This window comes from Streptosporangium sp. NPDC048047 (genome assembly GCF_040653115.1).
Lineage (GTDB): Bacteria > Actinomycetota > Actinomycetes > Streptosporangiales > Streptosporangiaceae > Streptosporangium.
The window spans coordinates 64,969-82,851 of the sequence record NZ_JBEZNH010000007.1 but is presented as its reverse complement, the minus strand read 5'-3'; the positions used below and the strand labels follow the sequence as shown (position 1 = coordinate 82,851).

At 75.4% G+C, this 17,883-nt stretch carries 12 protein-coding genes; 1 reads left to right on the top strand and 11 read right to left on the bottom strand.

All coding sequences use genetic code 11. From position 1 onward, the window contains the following. Positions 1 to 145 precede the first annotated feature (145 nt). The 7 genes from AB0D67_RS08455 to AB0D67_RS08425 form a co-directional block, all read right to left on the bottom strand. Positions 146 to 2,095 (bottom strand): GTPase, encoded by a 1,950-nt coding sequence (locus AB0D67_RS08455; protein ID WP_362931376.1) that lies wholly within the window; start codon positions 2,093 to 2,095, stop codon positions 146 to 148. Further along, on the bottom strand, positions 2,092 to 3,939 hold the full coding sequence (locus tag AB0D67_RS08450) for an ABC transporter (RefSeq protein WP_362931374.1): 1,848 nt from the start codon (positions 3,937 to 3,939) through the stop codon (positions 2,092 to 2,094). The genes AB0D67_RS08455 and AB0D67_RS08450 overlap by 4 nt, the downstream gene beginning before the upstream one ends. Positions 3,940 to 4,249: 310 nt before the next feature. Further along, the gene (locus tag AB0D67_RS08445) at positions 4,250 to 4,954 is read right to left on the bottom strand and encodes a response regulator transcription factor (RefSeq protein ID WP_362931372.1); all 705 of its coding nucleotides are present in this window, start codon (positions 4,952 to 4,954) and stop codon (positions 4,250 to 4,252) included. 85 nt (positions 4,955 to 5,039) lie between these two features. Next, a complete protein-coding gene (locus tag AB0D67_RS08440; protein ID WP_362931370.1) occupies positions 5,040 to 5,708 on the bottom strand; it encodes a hypothetical protein in 669 nt (222 codons plus the stop codon). Between the two features lie 96 nt (positions 5,709 to 5,804). Next, a complete protein-coding gene (locus AB0D67_RS08435; RefSeq protein WP_362931368.1) occupies positions 5,805 to 7,055 on the bottom strand; it encodes an ABC transporter permease in 1,251 nt (416 codons plus the stop codon). After that, on the bottom strand, positions 7,052 to 7,789 hold the full coding sequence (locus AB0D67_RS08430; RefSeq protein WP_362931366.1) for an ABC transporter ATP-binding protein: 738 nt from the start codon (positions 7,787 to 7,789) through the stop codon (positions 7,052 to 7,054). Before AB0D67_RS08430 ends, AB0D67_RS08435 begins: the two co-directional genes overlap by 4 nt. Next, the gene (locus AB0D67_RS08425) at positions 7,786 to 9,018 is read right to left on the bottom strand and encodes an HlyD family efflux transporter periplasmic adaptor subunit (RefSeq protein ID WP_362931364.1); all 1,233 of its coding nucleotides are present in this window, start codon (positions 9,016 to 9,018) and stop codon (positions 7,786 to 7,788) included. Before AB0D67_RS08425 ends, AB0D67_RS08430 begins: the two co-directional genes overlap by 4 nt. Positions 9,019 to 9,168: 150 nt before the next feature. Here AB0D67_RS08425 and AB0D67_RS08420 point away from each other — a divergent pair, with 150 nt between their 5' ends. Then, positions 9,169 to 10,998 carry an efflux RND transporter periplasmic adaptor subunit gene (locus AB0D67_RS08420; protein ID WP_362931362.1) on the top strand — a complete coding sequence of 610 codons (1,830 nt, stop codon included), beginning with the start codon at positions 9,169 to 9,171 and terminating at the stop codon, positions 10,996 to 10,998. A gap of 133 nt (positions 10,999 to 11,131) precedes the next feature. Here the strand turns inward: AB0D67_RS08420 and AB0D67_RS08415 are convergent, their stop codons facing one another. The 4 genes from AB0D67_RS08415 to AB0D67_RS08400 form a co-directional block, all read right to left on the bottom strand. Then, entirely contained in the window at positions 11,132 to 12,577 is a 1,446-nt protein-coding gene (locus AB0D67_RS08415) for an ATP-binding protein (protein ID WP_362931360.1), read from the bottom strand. Then, on the bottom strand, positions 12,574 to 13,281 hold the full coding sequence (locus AB0D67_RS08410) for a response regulator transcription factor (RefSeq protein ID WP_362931358.1): 708 nt from the start codon (positions 13,279 to 13,281) through the stop codon (positions 12,574 to 12,576). Before AB0D67_RS08410 ends, AB0D67_RS08415 begins: the two co-directional genes overlap by 4 nt. Before the next feature lie 35 nt (positions 13,282 to 13,316). Further along, positions 13,317 to 14,552 carry an L-2-hydroxyglutarate oxidase gene (gene lhgO / locus AB0D67_RS08405; protein WP_362931356.1) on the bottom strand — a complete coding sequence of 412 codons (1,236 nt, stop codon included), beginning with the start codon at positions 14,550 to 14,552 and terminating at the stop codon, positions 13,317 to 13,319. Positions 14,553 to 14,780: 228 nt separating this feature from the next. After that, a complete protein-coding gene (locus AB0D67_RS08400; RefSeq protein ID WP_362931354.1) occupies positions 14,781 to 17,687 on the bottom strand; it encodes a hypothetical protein in 2,907 nt (968 codons plus the stop codon). Between the last annotated feature and the right edge of the window lie 196 nt (positions 17,688 to 17,883).

The window sequence follows — 17,883 nt, the reverse complement described above, 5'->3', positions numbered from 1 at the left end:
TCATGCCGGGCGGCGCCGTTCGGCGAGGCAGCATCAACCTAGCGCCCCGCACGCCGACCCGCGCACGGCCGCCGGTCCCGTGCCCGTGCCCCGGCGGGAGGCGCCCCTCTGATCCGCCGAGCGCCGGAGTCTCCGGCCGGCCGGTTCAGCGGGGCGTGCCCCTGGCCACCGTGATCACCTCGGCGAACCGGCGGTAGCGGGTCAGCTCCTCCCCCACCGGGTCCAGCACGAACTCCCGGGCTACCCGCCCCACGCTCGCCCGCAGCGCCCGGGACGCCCGGCGCGCCCGGCGGCGCCCGCCCAGCCACGCGGCCACCCGGCAGAGCAGCGCGGTCACCAGCCCGAGGAGCACCCCGCCGAGCAGCAGCGCGGTGGGCCAGGGCAGCTCCCCGGCGGTCGGCATGTAGGGCCGGGGAAGCCGGAGATAGTCGAGGGCGATCAGGCCGAGCAGCCAGAGCGCCCCGGAGAGCGCCACCAGCAGCACCAGCCACTGCGCCAGCCCCGCCGCCTTCCACCACGCGGGCCGTCCCGACGCGCCGAGCGAGGTGGTCGCCACGGCGCGGTCGAGGCCGTCCTCCAGTTCGTCCGCGCGCGACCGGGCGGCCTGCCGTACGGCCGCCGCCCACGGCTCGGGCAGTCCCTCCGAGGCGGTTCCGGCGGCCTCGCGGACGGCGGTGTCCATCCGCGAGCGCTGCACGGCGGACGTGACCGGGATGGACGTACGGCCCACGGGCCCACCGCCCTCTCCCGGCGCGGACCCGGCCTCCCGGGTCGAGGACGGGACGGGAGTGCCGAGGCGGAGGCGGCGCAGCGGGTCGGGCCGCAGCCGGCGGATCCAGCGGGTCGGCGGCCAGCCGGTCGCGGCGACGGAACGGTGCCGGTGGGACTTGGCCACCGCGGCGACCACCGTCGGGACCCCCGCCGCCTGCGACAGCGCGCCGGTCAGCGGCCCCGCGAGGTCGTCCAGGGGGACCTCCGGCGGCGGGACGACCTCGACCTGACCGACGGCCGAGGCGCCGGCGTCGCGCACCACCCCGAAGGCCGGGCCCGCGCCGCCGCCTCCGGGGCGCTTCGTCGCGCCGGGGCCGGGCGTCCCGTCCCGGGCCGCCGAACCGGGCCCGGACGTCTCCTTCCCAGCCGTCGCGCCGGATCCGGACCTCCCCTCGCGGGCCGCCGCGCCGGGGCCGGGCGCGGAGCCGCCGTAGGGAGCCCCGCCGGCCATGACGGACTCCCCGTCGTGGAGACCGGCGCCACTGGAGGCCAGAGCGAGCGCGTCCGAGGCCGTGCCGACGTCGGCGGCCAGGCGGGCGGCCCACGAGCGCCGGCTCGCGACGCGCGAGACGAGCAGGGAACGCAGCTCGTCCACGCCCTCCCCGGTACGCGCCGAGACCGCGACCAGCGGCACCCCGGTCAGGCCGTCGTCGTCGAGGAGCCGCCGCAGGTCCTTCAGGCAGCGTTCCACGGCGGCCGGGGACAGGCGGTCGATCTGGTTGAGGACGACCACCGTGACGTCGCGGTGCCGGGACAGCGGGCGCAGGTAGCGGTCGTGCACGGCGGCGTCGGCGTACTTCTGCGGGTCCAGCACCCACACCAGCAGGTCGACCAGCTCGACCAGCCGGTCCACCTCCAGCCGGTGCGCCGCCTCGATCGAGTCGTGGTCGGGCAGGTCGAGCAGGACCAGCCCGGGGACCTCCCCGCTCGCCCAGCCGCCGGTGACGGCGTCGCCGGTGGCCCCGGCGTCCACCTCGTGGCGGCGGGGGATCTCCAGCCAGTCGAGCAGCGGCCCCGCGCCCGTCCCCTCCCACAGGGCCGCCTGCGCGGCCGAGGTGGTCGGCCGGGTGACCCCGACCGTGGCGAGCGTCGTGCCGGACAGCAGGTTGAACAGCGAGGACTTGCCGCTTCCGGTGGCGCCGGCCAGCGCGACCGCGGTGTGGTCGACCGACAGGCTGCGCCGTACCCCGGCGCGGGCGACCACCGAGCGGGCCCCGGCGACCGCGACGGGGGCCAGCCGTCCGTCGGCGAGATCGGCTGCCTCGGCCAGCGCGTCCAGCCGGTCGTCCAGGGAGACCGTGGTCCTGCGTCGCAGCAGCTTCACGCCTCACGCCCCTCGGTGCCGCCTCTCGGAACGGCGTCCGCGTCGCCCCGCGGCACGCCGTCCAGACCGTTCACCCCTCCGGCGGCTCCGCCGGGCGGCAGCGCGCCCCGGCCCTCGGAGGCCGCCGGGACCTCACGCCGGTGTTCCCGTACGGCCCGCGCCGCGGCCCGCAGCGCGCCGGCGGTGTCCTCCGGCGGCCGCACGGCGTCGAGGAGCTCGGTGAACCGGGTGGCCTCGGCGCCGAGCAGGGAGGCGACGCGGGCCCGCAGGTCGGACCGGGCCTTGACGGTGAGGGTCCGCACCGCCTGGTCACCGAAGACCGCCTCCAGCAGTTTCTGGCTCAGCACGCTGGTCCCCCCGGCGATGCCGACCTCGATCCCGGTCAGGCCACCGGTGGAGGCGAACACCGCGAGCATCAGCAGCAGGCCCGCGCCGTTGAGGCCGTAGGAGGTGACGCGGGCGGCGGTCCGCCGGTCGGCGCCCTCCTCGCGGACCAGGCCGAGGACGTACTCCTGCCAGCCCCGGACGGCCGCCTCGGAGCGGGCGGGCAGGTCGGCGGAGGCCCGGCCCAGACGCCCGGCCGCCACGACCCCGGTCTCCTCCAGCAGGGCGCGCCCCGACGGGTGCGACGACCACGAGTCCAGCGCGCGTTCGGCGGCGTCGTCGGCCGCCGCCCTGATCAGCGCCTCCACCCCGCTCTCCAGGGCGACGCGCAGCTCGCTGTCGGTCGCGGGCCGCCCGGTGAACAGCGCCACCAGGCGGTCGCGGAACCGGCCCACCCGGCTCTCCAGGGAGCGCATCAGATCGCCGGTGCCGACGAAGTCCTGCCAGCGGGCCAGCACCTCCCCGCGCAGCAGGGAGCCGTCCAGCATGCCCTGGTCGAAGGCGGCCAGCCCGCCGGCGTAGGCGGCGCCCGTCATCGAGCGGAGGTCCTCGGCCGCGGCGCGCTGGCGGTCCACCGCGTCGGCGAGGGCGGGAACCCGTACGGCGAGGCTGTCCAGGGCGCCGGACAGCGTCTGGCGGACCACGTCCGCGCGGGCCTTGGAGTCGGCGGCGATGCCGGTCAGCCAGTCGGCGATCGGCTGGACCGCCTGACGCGGCAGGCGCGCGTTGTCCTCGGGCAGGACCAGCTCCGGCACCTCGAACAGGCGCGTCCCGCCCAGGCCGTTGGCCTCCAGCAGCCGCCCGAGGTCACGCTCGACCACGCCGATCGCCTCGGACGGGACCCGCGACAGGATGACGGCCAGGGCCGTGCTCCGCTCCCGGGCCGACCGCAGGAACCCCCACGGCACCTCGTCGGCGTAGCGGGAGGCCGTGGTGGTGAACAGCCACAGGTCGGCGGCGGCGAGGAGCTGGGCGGCCAGCTCGCGGTTGGCGGCGACGACCGAGTCGATGTCCGGCGCGTCGAGCAGGGCCAGTCCGGGTGGCAGGCCGGCGACGGTGACCACCCGCAGCGTGCCGGGCTCCCCGGAGCCGCCGCCGGTGACGCGGGGCAGGCCCGGCAGGACGTGCTGCTCGGTGAACCACGCCTCGTCGGCGGGGCTGGTGACCAGGGTGGGCGCCAGCGTGGTGGGGCGCAGGACCCCGGGCGTCGTGACGTCGGCGCCGACGATCGAGTTCACCAGGGTCGACTTGCCCGCCCCGGTGGAGCCCCCGACGACGGCCAGCAGCGGGGCGTCGATCGCGCTCAGGCGCGGGATCAGATAGTCGTCGAGCTGGCCGGCCAGCTCACGCAGCGCCCTGCGGTCCGCCTCGACGCCGCCGGTCTCCAAAGGGAGCGGGTCAGGATCGAGGCGCCCCCGCAGCTCCCGCAGCGCCTCCAGCAGACCGCCGTTCCCGTTCATAGGAGCGGTCCTTCCCGAAAGGGAACGGCCTAGACGTCCGATGTGATCGGTTCCGCGCGGGGATCTCGCGCACGGACCCCGCGCATGGAAAAGGGCCCCGCCGTCCGACCGGATCACGGGGGCGAATCCGGTAGGCGACGGGGCCCGGTCCCCGGTGCCCGAGGGCGGACCGGAACGGCCTCGCCTCCCCCGCAGCTGGAGGCGAGCCCTGATCCGCCGTGGTCACGGGGGGATCTGGGGTGACGCGGTGACCATTGGAGCAGCCGAACCTCAAGGGTAGATGAGGCGAACCTGAGTGTTCGCTTAAAGTTCAATCATCGCGAGGGGCGCGCAGGACGTAGCCGACGCCCCTCAGGGTGTGGATGAGCCGGGGCTCGTTCACGTCCACCTTCCGGCGGAGGTAGGAGACGTAGGACTCCACGACCCCGGCGTCGCCGCCGAAGTCGTAGTTCCAGACGTGGTCGAGGATCTGCGCCTTCGACAGCACCCGCCCGGTGTTGACCATGAAGTAGTGCAGCAGCTTGAACTCGGTGGGCGACAGCCGTACGGGATCGCCGGACACCCAGACCTGGTGGGCCTCCTCGTCCAGCTCCAGCGTGCCGACCCGCAGCCGGGCGGGGATGTCGAGGTCTCCCCGGGTACGGCGCAGCACGGCCCGGATCCGCGCCACGACCTCCTCCAGGCTGAACGGCTTCGTCACGTAGTCGTCGGCCACCCGCAGGCCCGCGACCTTGTCGTCGGTCGCGTCCCGGGCCGTCAGGAAGAGCACCGGCGTCTGGCTGCTCACGTCCCGCAGCCGCCCCGCGACCGAGAAGCCGTCCATGTCGGGCAGCATCACGTCCAGCACGACGAGATCGGGCCGGGTCCGCTCGGCGAAGTGCACCGCCTCCCGCCCGTCCGCGGCGGTGATCACCTCGAACCCGGATCTGCGCAGGCTGGCCGAGAGCAGCTCACGGATGTTCGGCTCGTCGTCCACGACGAGCAATCTGGCCTCGGCTCTGTCCAGCACGGTCACGAGGCTCGCTCACCGCCCTGGAACGCAGCTCAGCCCAGGCTGAACATTTGCTGAGAAAACGATTTCAGCATACGGACGCCGCCCGTCAGCCCCGGCCGCCGCCCTCGCTGATCGCGGTGGCGGTGATCGAGCCGTCCCCGGCCTTCTCCCCCTGGACGACCACCGTGCCGCCGGGTTCCAGGTCGGCGACCTTCCCCTTCTTCGAGACCCGCACGGTCGTGTCGTCGCCGGTGTTGACCGTGATGACGGAGCCGTCCCTGGTCTGGACGTAGACCTTCGTGCCCTCCACCCGCTGCACGGTGCCGACGGCCGCCCCGCCGAACCCGCCCCGGCCGCCGAAGTCGCCGCCCGGTCCGCTCCGGCCGTTCCGCGCGCCCTGCCCGTTCTGGTCGCCCTGACCGCCCTGAGTGCCCTGGCCCTCCTGGCCGCCCCGGCCGTTCCCGAAGCCCTGGCCGTTCCCGAAGCCGCCGCCGGAACCGCCGGGGCCCTGCCGTACGGCGGCGCTCGCGGAGCTCGACGCGGCGGGACCGCCGAACGCCTTGTGCGCCTGGATGCCCAGGATGACCCCGGCGACGAGCACCACCCCCGCGCCCAGCACGAGCGTGAGCCTGGACGGGCCGTGCCGCGGCGGACCCGCCGGCTCCGTCTCCGGGTCGTCCCCGAAGGGAGAGGTGTCGAGCACCTCCCCCGCGTGGGCGGCGCCGTCCGGCGCGTCGTCCGGTCCCGCGCCCTCGTGTCTTCCCCTGGGCCCCATCTGTCTCTCCTCAGCCTTCAGTGCGCGCGGCGCGCGCCGTACCGGGTCGCTCGTGCTCTCCTCGGCCTTCGATGCGCGCGGTGGCGCCGTACCGGGTCACTCGTGGCGCAGGGCCTGGATGGGGCGGAGCTTGGCCGCCCGGTTGGCCGGGTAGCCGCCGAAGAACAGCCCGATGCCCACCGAGACGCCGAGGGCCAGCGCGATCGAGGACGGCACGACCACGGGCTGGATGCCCGCGACCGCGAATCGGCTGCCGGCCAGCGCGACCAGCACGCCCGCCAGGCCGCCCGCCAGGCTCAGCACCGTCGCCTCCATCAGGAACTGGCCGAGGATCGCGCTCCTGGGCGCCCCGATGGCCTTCCTGATGCCGATCTCCCTCGTCCGCTCGGTCACGGTGACCAGCATGATGTTGGTGATGCCGATGCCGCCGACCAGCAGGGAGATCGCGGCGACCGCGCCGAGCAGCGCGGTGAAGACGCCGATGGTCGAGCTGACCGTCTCCTGCAAGGTGGCCTGGTTCAGGATGCGGTAGTCGGCGACGCCGCCGGGGGCGATGCCGTGCCGCTGGTCGAGGACGGCCGTCACCTCGTCCTGGGCCGCGTCCGTCGTCTCGGCGCCGGTGGCCTGCACGATGATCGACCCGAGCGGGCCGAACCCGGTCAGGCTCTGCTGTACGGCCGGCAGCGGCACGATCGCGACGTCGTCGGCGTCCTGCATCCCCGACGAGCCCAGCTCCCTGAGCACCCCGACCACCGTGAACGGCACCCCGGAGACGGTGACCTGCCGCCCGACCGGGTCGGCGTCGCCGAACAGCTCGCCGGCCACGGTCCGCCCGACCACCATGACCTTCCGGGCGGCCAGCACGTCGTCGTTGACGAAGTACGACCCCTTCTCGACCACCTTGTCGGTCGCCTCGAAGTAGCTGGGGTAGGTGCCCACGAGCTGGGAGATCGTGTGGCTCGTCCCCCCGTACACCGCGGCGGTCCCGTTCGCGGTCACCACAGGCGACACACTCCGGACCGACGGGGCCTGCGCGCGGTCGGTCAGCGCCCGCGCGTCGTCCAGCGTGAGCTGCCTGGCCTGGGTGCGCGGCCCGCCGCCCCCGCCCCCGCGCCCGCCGGCGAACCCGCCGGGCCCGCCGCCCGCGAAGGACGCGGAGACGGTGAGCGTGTTCGACCCCAGCCGCTGAATGTTCTGCTGGACGGACCTCGAGGCGCCCTCGCCGAAGGCGACCAGCAGGATCACCGCGGCGACCCCGATGAGGATGCCGAGTGTGGTCAGGAAGCTGCGCAGCTTGTTGGCCGCCAGCCCGCGCAGCGCGAACCGGAGGATCTCGAACCGGCTCACGCGGGCACCTCCGGCGTACGGGCCCGGGGCGGGGCGCCCTCGACGGGCGCCTGCCGGCGGTCGTCGACGATCCGGCCGTCCACCAGGCGGACCACCCGTTTGGCGTGCCCGGCCACGTCGTCCTCGTGGGTGATGATCACGATCGTCCGGCCGGAGGCGTTCAGCTCGTCGAAGATCTCCAGGACGTCACGGGTGGAGGCGGTGTCGAGGTTGCCCGTCGGCTCGTCGGCGAGCAGCAGGGACGGCGCGGTGACCAGCGCCCGCGCGACGGCGACGCGCTGCTGCTGGCCACCGGACAGCTCGTTCGGCTCGTGCCGGACGCGGTCGGCCAGGCCGACCCGCTCCAGGGCCGCCAGGGCGCGGGCCCGCCGCTCGGCCGCGCCGACCCCGCCGTACGCCATGGGCAGCTCGACGTTGGCGAGCGCGCTCATCCGGGGGATCAGGTTGAACGACTGGAAGACGAAGCCGATCCTCCGGTTGCGCAGCACGGCGAGGCGACGCTCGTCCAGCGATCCGACGTCGGTGCCCTCGATGAGGTAACGGCCCGAGGACGGCACGTCCAGACAGCCCAGGATGTTCATCAGCGTGGACTTGCCGGAACCGGACGCGCCCATGATGGCCACGTAGTCGCCGCGTTCGACGGTGAGGGACACCCCGCGCAGGGCGTGGACCCGGGCGTCGCCCTCGCCGTACACCTTCGACAGGTCGCGGACCGCCAGGACGGGGACGCTCACCGGCCACCGCCCCCGCCGCCGATCCGGCCCAGGCGGCCGTTGCCGCCTCCGCCTCCGCCGCCGAGGCCGGGGAAGCCGCCCTGCTGGGAGGTGCCGGTGGCGGCCGGGCGGACGACCTGGTCGCCCGCGGCGAGACCGGAGGTGATCTCGGTGAGCGTGAGGCCCTTGACACCGACCTCGACCGGGGTCGTCACCCGCCGGCCGTCCCGCAGGACCGTCACCGTGCTGCGGCCGCCGGCCGTGGAGACGACCGAGGAGGGGACCGCGAGGACGTCCTCGGCCCGGCCGACGGTCACCTCGACGGTCGCCGTCTGGCCGAGCCGTACCTCTTCCGGCGCCTTGGAGAAGGAGATCGTCACCGGGTACTGCACCACGTTGTCGCTGGTCGTGGCGGTCGGCTGGATCTGGGTGACCTCGCCGCTCGCGGTGACGCCGGGCAGCGCGTCGAACCGGATCGCGGCCTGCTGCCCGACCTTGAGCCTGGTGACGTCGGACTCGGTGAAGTTCCCGACGAGCTGGAGTCTCCCGGTGTCGGCGAGCTCGATGAACCCGCCCGACCTGGCGGCGGAGCCGTTCGACGCGCCGTTCCCCGACGCGCCGTTCCCCGACGCGCCCGAGCCGGACCCCGAACCCGACCCGGAGGCCGAGGCCGAGGCTGATCCAGAGCCGGAGGCCGAGCCGCCGACGGTGCCGTTGACCGCGGTGACCGTGCCCGCGAACGGGGCCTTGATGACCGTGCCCGCCACGGTCCGCTGCGCTTCCCGGTAGGCGTTCCTCGCGGTGACGTACCGGGCGTAGGAGGCGGCGGTGGAGGTGTCGTCGTCGGCGGAGTCGAGCGCGGCGGCCGCCGCGTCAAGGCTCTCCCGGGCGGCGGTGTCGTCCAGGCGGGCGAGGATCCGCCCCGCACGCACCTTGTCGCCGGGGGCGACGTAGATCTTCTCCACCGTGCCGCCCGTGCCGAACCCCAGGGAGCGCGACCGGGCACTCGTCACCGTTCCCGAGGCCGTCACGGAGGCGACGACCGTGGCCCGCGTCACCGCCACGGTCCGCACCGCGGCCCCGTCGGCCCCGGCGGACCCGTCGGCCCCGGCGGACCCGTCGGCCCCGGCGGTCTCCGCGGAGGAGGGCTCCCCGCTCAGGGAGGAGTAGGCGATCCCCGCGCCGCCCAGCAACAGGACGGCGAGCGTCCCGTTGACGATCAGCGCTCGGCGCTTGGTCGACAGCTTCACAGGGCGGTACCCTGACGTACCTTCCTGAGGCGTAGCCCCCAAGATCGCTGAAGGTTTCCTGGGGACCCGCGGGATTCCGGCGGAGATACGCAGGAAACCCTCAGGTGTTCCTGAGGAGAGAGCGGATCGGGCACGCCACAATGGTCCGCCATGAGACCGACTGATCTCCCGAAACCGGTACGGACGGGGGGACTCGCCCTGGCCGCCCTCGTCCTGGCGGGCGCGGGCGTGCTCTACGCGCTCGACGACGGCTCCGCCCCGGCTCCCCGGGTGGAACTCGCCGCCGCCCGGCGGGGGACGGTGACGGCCGAGGTGTCCGCGGCGGGCCGGACGACGGACGGCCACACCCGCGAACTGGCCTTCGGCGCGTCCGGCAGGGTCACGAAGGTCTACGTCAAGGCCGGCGACAGGGTGGACAGGGGCGACGTCCTCGCCCGGATCGACTCGGCGGCCGCCCGCGAGCACTACGACGCGGCGAAGGCGCAGCTCGCGGCGGCCCAGGAGACGCTGGACGACGCCGAGACCGCGTCGGCAGCCCCGACCTCCCCGACCGCCCTGACCGCTTCGCCGAGGGCCACCCGGCAGGCCGCGCAGCCGCAGCAACCGCGGCAGCGGGGCCGGGAACAGGTCCCCGCGACCTCCGGCCCCACCTGCACCCCCACCTCTCCGGCCGGTGGAATCGCGCCGGCCGCGTACCTCCTCGCGCCCGCGCGAGTCCCCTCGTCCGCCCGGGGCCCGGAGCGGACGCCCGCCCCCACACCCACGCCTACGGTCACCCCGACGGCCGCCCCGACCCCGTCGCCCACCGGCGGCGCCATCGGCCCGGAGCCCGCGCCGACGGTGACGGTCACGGTGACGGCGGCCCCGACGGTCACCGTGACCGCCACGGTGACCGCCACGGCCACGGTCACCGCCGCGCCGGGCGGGGACCACCCGCCGGTCACCACCGGACCCACGCGTCCCGGGACGGAGCCCACCGCCGGGCCGGGCGGGCACCCGACCGCCGGACCGAGCAGGCATCCCAGCGCCGCCCCCACCTCGACCGCGCGCCGCGGGGCGAGCCCCACCCCGACCGTCGACCGCACCCCCGGGGCGCGCACCGCCCCGGCCTGCCGGGATCAGGGCTCCGGCCACGACCGGACGGCCACCGGCACCGGAGACGGCACCGGCACCGGCACCGAGACCCGGACCGGAGCCGAAACCGGGACCCGCAACGACACCGCGACCCGTACCGGAGCCCGGAACGGCACCGGAAGCGACACCGGGGCCACCCGGACGGGCACCACCACCCGCACCGGCGCAACGACCGAGGACGGCGGCGGACGGCAGGCGCTCAGCGTGGAGCAGGCCCAGGCCGAGGTGAAGCGGGCGGAGGCCGGCCTCACCTCGGCCCGCGAGGAGCTGGACGGCGTGCGGATCGTCGCCCCCGCGGACGGGACCGTCCTGGCCGTGGCCGGCTCCGTCGGCGACGAATCGGACGCCGATGCGTTCGTCACCCTCGGCGACCTCGACGAGCTCCAGGTGGAGGCGCTGTTCACCGAGTCCGACATCGGCCGGCTGAAGCTCGGGCAGCGGGCCAGGGTCGCCCTCGCCACCCGGGAGGGCGAGGAGCACACCGGCACGGTGACCCGCATCGACCCCACGGCCACCGTCGGCGGGCAGCTCGTGCGGTACGGGGTCACGGTGGCGTTCGACGAGCCCCCGGCCGGGCTCCTGGTCGGCCAGACCGCCACCGTCCGGGTGACGGTCGCCGAGGCCGAGCGGACGCTCTACCTCCCGGCCCAGGCCGTACGGTCCCGGCCGGGCGGCGTCTCGGTGGTCACCGTCCAGGGCGGCGTCGAGCGCGTCGTCGAGACCGGGGTCCGCGGCGACCGGTACGTCGAGATCGTCTCGGGCCTGGCGGAGAACGACCGGGTGGTGCTCCCCGGCGGCACGGCCACCGGCGGTTTCCCCGACAGCGGCTGGCCCGAGGGGATGTGAGCCCGTGCGGTCGCGGGGTCCGGCCGGGCCCTCGACCGCACGGCCCGCCTCGGGAGGCCGATTCCGTGACCCGGGTCGTGGAACTCCCGACGTGAACCACGCGGACCACGCGATTTCCTGGCTTCGGGACGGGTCAGTCGGTCTCGGCGGCGAGCGGGAGGACGACCCGGAAGGTCGCCCCCTCGTCCGGAGCGGACTCCACCGCGACCCGGCCGCCGTGGGCCTCGACCATTGCGGCCACGATCGCCAGGCCCAGCCCGCTGCCGCCGCCCTCGGGCGTGCGGCGGCCGCGGGCCGAGTCGACGCGGTAGAACCGCTCGAAGACGCGTTCGCGCTGCTCGGCGTTGAGCCCCGGCCCCTTGTCGGCCACCTCGACGACGGCCGCGCCGTCATCGGCGCGCAGCCTCACCTCGATCGGGGTGCCGTCGGGCGTGTGGGTGAGCGCGTTCGTCATCAGGTTGCCCACGACCTGGCGGAGCCGTACCTCGTCGCCCGAGACGATGAGCGCGGCGCCGTCCACGGTGAGCGTGACGGAGCGGCTGGGGGCCAGGATCCGGGCGTCGTGGACGGCGTCGGCCGCGATGGCGAGCAGGTCCACCGGTCGCGTCGCCATCGGGCGCTGCTGGTCCATCCGGGCGAGCATCAGCAGGTCGTCCACGAGCAGGCCCATCCGGACCGCCTCGGACTCCATCCGGCGCATCAGCGGCGCGACGTCGACGTCCGGGGCCTGCCGGTAGAACTCGGCGAACCCCCGGATCGAGGTCAGCGGGGTGCGCAGCTCGTGCGAGGCGTCCGCGACGAACCGGCGCATGCGCTCCTCGGAGCTGCGGGCCGCGGCCTCCGACTCCGACCTGGCCCGGAAGGCGGTCTCGATCTGGGTGAGCATGCCGTTCAGCGACTGGCCGAGACGCCCGACCTCGGTACGGGGGTCGGCGTCGGCGACGCGGCGGCTCAGGTCTCCGGCGGCGATGGCCTGGGCGGTGGCCTCGATCTCCTCCAGCGGGCGCAGGCTCCGCCGGATGACCATCACGCCCGCCCCGGCGAGCACCAGCATCAGCCCGCCGCCGCCCAGCACCTCCACCAGCGCGAGCTGGCCGACGATCTGGCGGACCTCGGACATGTCCACGGCCACGACCAGGCTCCCGCCGTCCGGCAGGGGGGTCTGCCTGACCCGCCACTCCCCGCTGGTGAACGACCCCGGCCGGTGCCACACCGGCACGTGGGGGCCGGGTTTGTCCTCCACCTCCGAGCCGGTGAACGGCAGGAGGACCGCGCCGTTCCGGTCGCGGATCTCCACCCTGGTGTCGGCCGAGAGCGGCTTGCCGGCCAGCAGCGTGTTGCCCCGCTGCACGCGACGCAGGGCGGTCTCGGTGGTCAGGGCGATCTGGCTGTCCACCCGGTCGATCAGGTAGCCGTGCATGATCGAGACGCTGCCGATCCCGATGAGGGTGAGCGCGATGACCAGCAGGACCAGGATGATCACGATCAGCCTCACCCGCAGCGGGGTGCCCTTGAAGATCACGACCCGCGGGGCGCCCCTGAGGGCCCCGGCCCGCGATGGCACGCCCTGGCCGGTCATGCGCCAGGCGGGAGGCGCAGCACGTAACCGACGCCGCGCAGGGTGTGGATCAGCCGGGGATCGATGTTGTCGATCTTGCGGCGGAGCACGGAGACGTAGGACTCGACGATCCCGACGTCGCCCCGGAAGTCGTAGTCCCACACGTGGTCGAGGATCTGCGCCTTCGACAGCACCCGCCCGGCGTTGGCCATGAAGTAGCGCAGGAGCTTGAACTCCGTCGGCGACAACGCCACCGCCCTGCCGTCGCGCCACACCTCGTGGCTCTCCTCGTCGAGCTCGATGTCGGCGAAGGTCAGCCGGGGCGGCCGGGCGAGCACGTCTCCGGACCCGGTACGGCGGAGCACGGCCCGGATCCGGGCCACGACCTCCTCCAGGCTGAACGGCTTCGTCACGTAGTCGTCGCCGCCCAGCGTCAGCCCCTTGATCTTGTCCTCCACGGCGTCACGCGCGGTGAGGAAGAGCACGGGGGTGTCGGTGCCGCCGCCGCGCAGCCGCCGCACGACGTCGAACCCGTCCATGTCCGGAAGCATCACGTCGAGCACGATGAGGTCCGGGCGGTGGCGCTGCGCCGAGGCGACGGCGTCGGTCCCGTTGCCCGCGGTGTTCACGCCGAACCCGGCGAACCGCAGGCTCGCGGCCAGCAGTTCGAGGATGTTGGGCTCGTCCTCGACGACCAGGAGTCGAGCCTCGGGGGAGTCGGTCACGGCGGTTATCTTCACTCCCCCAGATGAAAGCGCGGTTAAAAGGACGACGTCGAGATTAGCCCCACAATATGCCCGGCGATTGCCAGACTGGACGTCGCCGCAGGTGAAGGGGCGTTCCTGACCAGCGCCACCCGGTCGTGGACGTCGACGGAGAAGTCGTCCAGAAGGGCGCCGTCCCTGCCCACGGCCTGTGCCCGGACGCCGCCCTCGACCCGGACGAGGTCGCCGGCGCCGATGGCGGGCACGTAGCGGCGGGCGGCGGCCAGGAAGGCCCCCTTGGACAGCGAGCCCAGCACCTCCCGCACCCCGGTACGCCAGTGCCGTACGGCCAGCCGCCGGGTGCCCCGCCAGGCCAGGATCCGGCGCAGGTCGCCCGGATCGACGTCGCGCCAGGAGTAGCCCTCCAGTGCCAGGGCCATGACCGCGTTGGGTCCGACCAGGACCTCGCCGTCGATCCGGCGGGTCAGGTGGACGCCGAGGAACGGGTAGCGGGGGTCGGGGACCGGATAGATCAGCCCTCGGACCAGGTCCTTCGCCACACCGGCCAGCGCGTAGTACTCCCCGCGGAAGGGGACGATCCGTACGTCGCCGGGTGCTCCGGCCATCCGGGCGACGGCGTCGGTGCCGAGCCCGGCGCAGACGATCAGCCGGTCGAAGCGGAGCCTCCGCTCACCGGCCAGCACGTCCACCCCGCCCGAGGTCTGCCGCAGCGCGCGGACCGGGTGCGACAGGAGCACCGAGCCGCCCAGCTCCTCGACGTCACGGGCCAGACGGCGGGCGACGGCGGGGAAGTCGGCGATCGCGGTGTGCGGGGAGTGCACGGCGGCCACCCCGACGGCGTCCGGCTCGACCTCGCGCAGCGCCAGGGCGTCCAGTTCGGCGATGCCGGGCACGCCGTTGGCGCGGGCGCGCTCGGCGATGTCCCGCAGCCCCGGACGCTCGGCGGCGGTGGAGGCGATGACGAGCTTGCCGACCTCGTCGTAGGGGATGCGGTGCTCGGCGCAGTACTCCCTGAGCATGGCCGCGCCCTCGCGGCACAGCCGCGCCTTGAGCGAGCCGGGCCGGTAGTAGATCCCCGCGTGCACGACGCCGCTGTTGTGCCCGGTCTGGTGGGCCGCGACGCGGTCCTCCTTGTCGAGGACGGTGACCGTGGCGTCACCGGCCAGGGCCACCTGCCGGGCCACCGCCAGGCCGACGATCCCCGCGCCGACGACCCCGACGTTCCCGCGCGGGCGGGTGCCGCCGGACGCACCGGCCTCCAGAAAGCGCATGCCCGCACGCTAACGGCAACACTCCGCCGCGGTGAAGCCCCTTCCGACGATCGTCCCCTTTTGCCCACCTGTCAGGTGAAAGCCGGGGGACCGCACGCCGAGCCATCCGCCGGAGCCCTCGCGCCGGGACGGCCCGGAGGATCCCACCCTCAGGGACCGCGCCGGACCACTCGGGAACCCCGCCCGCGGAGGCCGCGCGCCGCCCGCGGCCGACTTCGTCAGCGCGTCTCAGCGCATCCTGCCGACGGCCGCCCGCAGGCGGCGCACGTCACTCAGCCGTGCCTCGTAGGTCGCGCCGAGCGCGACCAGCAGCAACCCGCCCGCCGCCATCGGCACCCACCGCGGCACGGCCACGACGGCCAGCGCGATCCACGGGGCCAGCTCGTGCAGGACGACGACGGCCAGCGTGAGGCCGCCGAGCAGGGCCGGCGCCTGGAGCCGCCACCGGGCCCCGGCCAGCAGCACGGCCATCGAGACCAGACCGAGCAGCAGCGGCCGGACCCAGCCCCCGCCCTGGAGCACCGCGAACGCGCTGGGCAGCAGGCCGGTGGCGAGCCCGGCCCCGTAGGCGCTCCACGAGGAGGTCCTCGCCCCGCGCGCCCGCCACCGGCCGAAGACCACCAGCACCAGCGCGAACGGGACCGTGTACGCCTCGATCACCGACACGTCCCAGGCGAGCAGCCGCAGCCAGGAGGCCGCGAGCAGGAGGCCGGTCCCCACGTACCCGGCCTGACGCCGGTCGGGGCGCAGCGCCGTACCGGCCATCAGCACGCCGGCGACCGCGCAGGCCAGCGCCATCACCGGCAGGTCGGCGCCGGAACCGTCGGTACCGGCGTCAGTGGTCACGCCGGGGACCGAACCCGCGACGGCGAGGAGCAGGCCCGCGGCGACGAGGACGTACCCCGCCGCCTCCGCCCCGATCGCGAACGCCGACCGCCGCAGACGTCCCGCCACGACCGCCGCCGCACAGGCGACGGACAGCACACCGAACGCCGCGTACCGCAGCGGCCACCCCGCCGCCAGGCCGGCGGCCAGCGCCTCGCCGCCCAGAAGCAGCGCCGCCGCACCCGCCGCACCGGCCCGTACGGCCGGCGTCCGGCCACCCGCCGCGACCGCCGCCCCGATCACCGCCAGCACCGGAAGCACGATCAGCGTGGCGGGTCTCGTCGCGAGCGCCCATGAGACCGCCATCGACCCCGCCCACAACGCCCCGACCACACCGGCCGCTTCGGCCGCGCCGACGATGCCGGCGGCACCGGTCGTTCCAGCCGCACCGGCTGCATCGGGCGTTCCGGCTGCATCGGCCGTCCCTGCGGCACGGGCCGCTCCGGTGGTGGAAGCCGTCCCGCCGGCACGGCCGCGCGCGACCGCCCACGCCGCGGGGACGACGCCCGCGACCAGCAGCGCCACCTCCGCCCCGTACGGCAGTACGGCCGACGCCGCCAGCGCCGCCGGCACCACCGGCCCGGCGGCCGAGGCCGCCGAGGTCGCCCCGGCGCGCCCCGCGGCCCGGCCGCCGAGCACCGCCAGGGCGATCACCGTGAGGACCGCCAGGACGACGAGGGACGGGTGCTGCCGGACGTGCTCCACCGGCGGCGTCCATGGCCGGGCGAGCGGGTGGTAGAGCCCGTGGATCCCGGCGGCGAGCGCGGGGACCGCGACGAGCCCGGCCAGGAGGCCGGCGGAGACCGCGGCGGCCGAGCGGATCCGCACACCCCCGCGGACCGGCGCGTCCGCCGCGCCGTGGATCCGCGTGACCGCCGGATCCGGTGCGCCCGCCGCTCCGCGGATCCGGGCGGCCACCGGGACCGGCGTGTACAGCGCGACAGCCGCGACGACCAGCGCGGCGGCGACCTGGGAGACGGCCTGCCACTCCCCCGGAAGCAGCGTCCAGAGGGGCGCGGCCAGGCCGCCGGACGCCGCGAGCGCCGACGCGGCCGCGAGGGCCGTACGCGCCGGAGCCCCCGGCCGTACGGCGACGGCCACCCCGATCACGGCCAGTGCGACCAGCAACGCCCCGTCGACGAGGCCGGCGGCCACGGCGCCCGGAACCGCTCCGGCGCCCGGAGCCGCGAAGACGGCGTGGAGAACCCCGCAGAGCACGGCCGACGCCCAGACCAGGCCGAAGCAGACGGACGCGGTGACCCGCGCCCACCGCCCACCCGTGTCCCGCTCAGATCCGCGTGCCCGGCGGGTGAGGAGCCCGACGAGGGCGGCGTCGAGGGCGGCCGTGGCCGCGAGGGCCGCCGTGCTGTGGACGTCCACCCCGCGGGCGAACAGCAGCGGGAGCGGAAGCTGGGCGAGAACGATCGCCACCGGCAACGGCAGCCTCAGCGGCAGCAGCCGTGAATACCCCGCCATGGCGAGCGCGACCACCGCGGACACCAGGGCCGCGTAGTGACGGCCGTCGAGGTCTCCGGCTCCCGCCAGACCGACCCGCCGGGCCGCGTAGCCGTCCAGGAGGAGAAGTGCGGCGCCCAGCATCGCGACGGTCTCCGCCGTCGTGGCGAGCGACCGCCGTACCAGGAGCCTCGGTGTGACGAGGGTCAGCGCGGTGACCCCGGCGAGGATCGCCGCCCGCCCGCCGATGCCGATGCGTCCCCAGTTCACCGCGGTGAAGACGACGGCCGCGACGACGAGGAGCAGGCCGCCGAGCGTGAGGAGGAGATTCTGCACGGCACGGGGCGAGAAGTCCCGGCGCGGGACGGCGGGACCGGCCCCCGCCGCCCATCGCGGACCCCGGACGTTCCCGGCGCCCTCTCCGGCGTCCGGGACGCCATCGCCGTCCCACGGGCCGTCTCCGTCCCGTCGGGCCTCGTCACCCCACGGGTCACCTTCGTCCCCGGAGTCGCCGGCCGCTCGCCGTGCATCCGCCGTTCCCGGCCCGGCGGCCGGGGCGCGTTCGGCCCTGAGCCGGGCGAGCAGTCTGCCGCGCCGTTCCAGCAGCTCGGCCTCCTTGCCCCGCAGGTCCGCGAGCGCCCGGTCCACGTGCCACAGCCGGGTCGCCACCGGCCCTCGCAACGGCAACGCGCAACGGGGACAGCGGTCATACGTCGCGTCGATGGGCGCGTCGCACTCCGGGCAGCCCATTCCCAGCGGGAGCCGCGCACCTGGGGGCGGAGTTCGATCTGGCATGGCGTCGAGGATGGCAGGCGCCGATCGCCGTTCGGTTGCGGAAGGCGCTCATCTCCGTCCCGTCACCGGCCCACTGTCCCGTCCGCCGGTCGGTGTCACCCCCGAACGAGATGCCTCGCTCCCGATGCCCCGGCGGCCCGGCGGCCCGGCGGCCCGGTCCGACGGTCGATGCCGCCATCGAACGAGATGCCCCGCC

Bases quoted from the DNA above. Each gene is read 5' to 3' on its own strand.
- AB0D67_RS08450 (WP_362931374.1), bottom strand. From the start codon at position 3,939: ATGAACGGGAACGGCGGTCTGCTGGAGGCGCTGCGGGAGCTGCGGGGG.
- AB0D67_RS08440 (WP_362931370.1), bottom strand. From the start codon at position 5,708: ATGGGGCCCAGGGGAAGACACGAGGGCGCGGGACCGGACGACGCGCCG.
- AB0D67_RS08420 (WP_362931362.1), top strand. From the start codon at position 9,169: ATGAGACCGACTGATCTCCCGAAACCGGTACGGACGGGGGGACTCGCC.
- AB0D67_RS08415 (WP_362931360.1), bottom strand. From the start codon at position 12,577: ATGACCGGCCAGGGCGTGCCATCGCGGGCCGGGGCCCTCAGGGGCGCC.
- lhgO (WP_362931356.1), bottom strand. From the start codon at position 14,552: ATGCGCTTTCTGGAGGCCGGTGCGTCCGGCGGCACCCGCCCGCGCGGG.
- AB0D67_RS08400 (WP_362931354.1), bottom strand. From the start codon at position 17,687: ATGCCAGATCGAACTCCGCCCCCAGGTGCGCGGCTCCCGCTGGGAATG.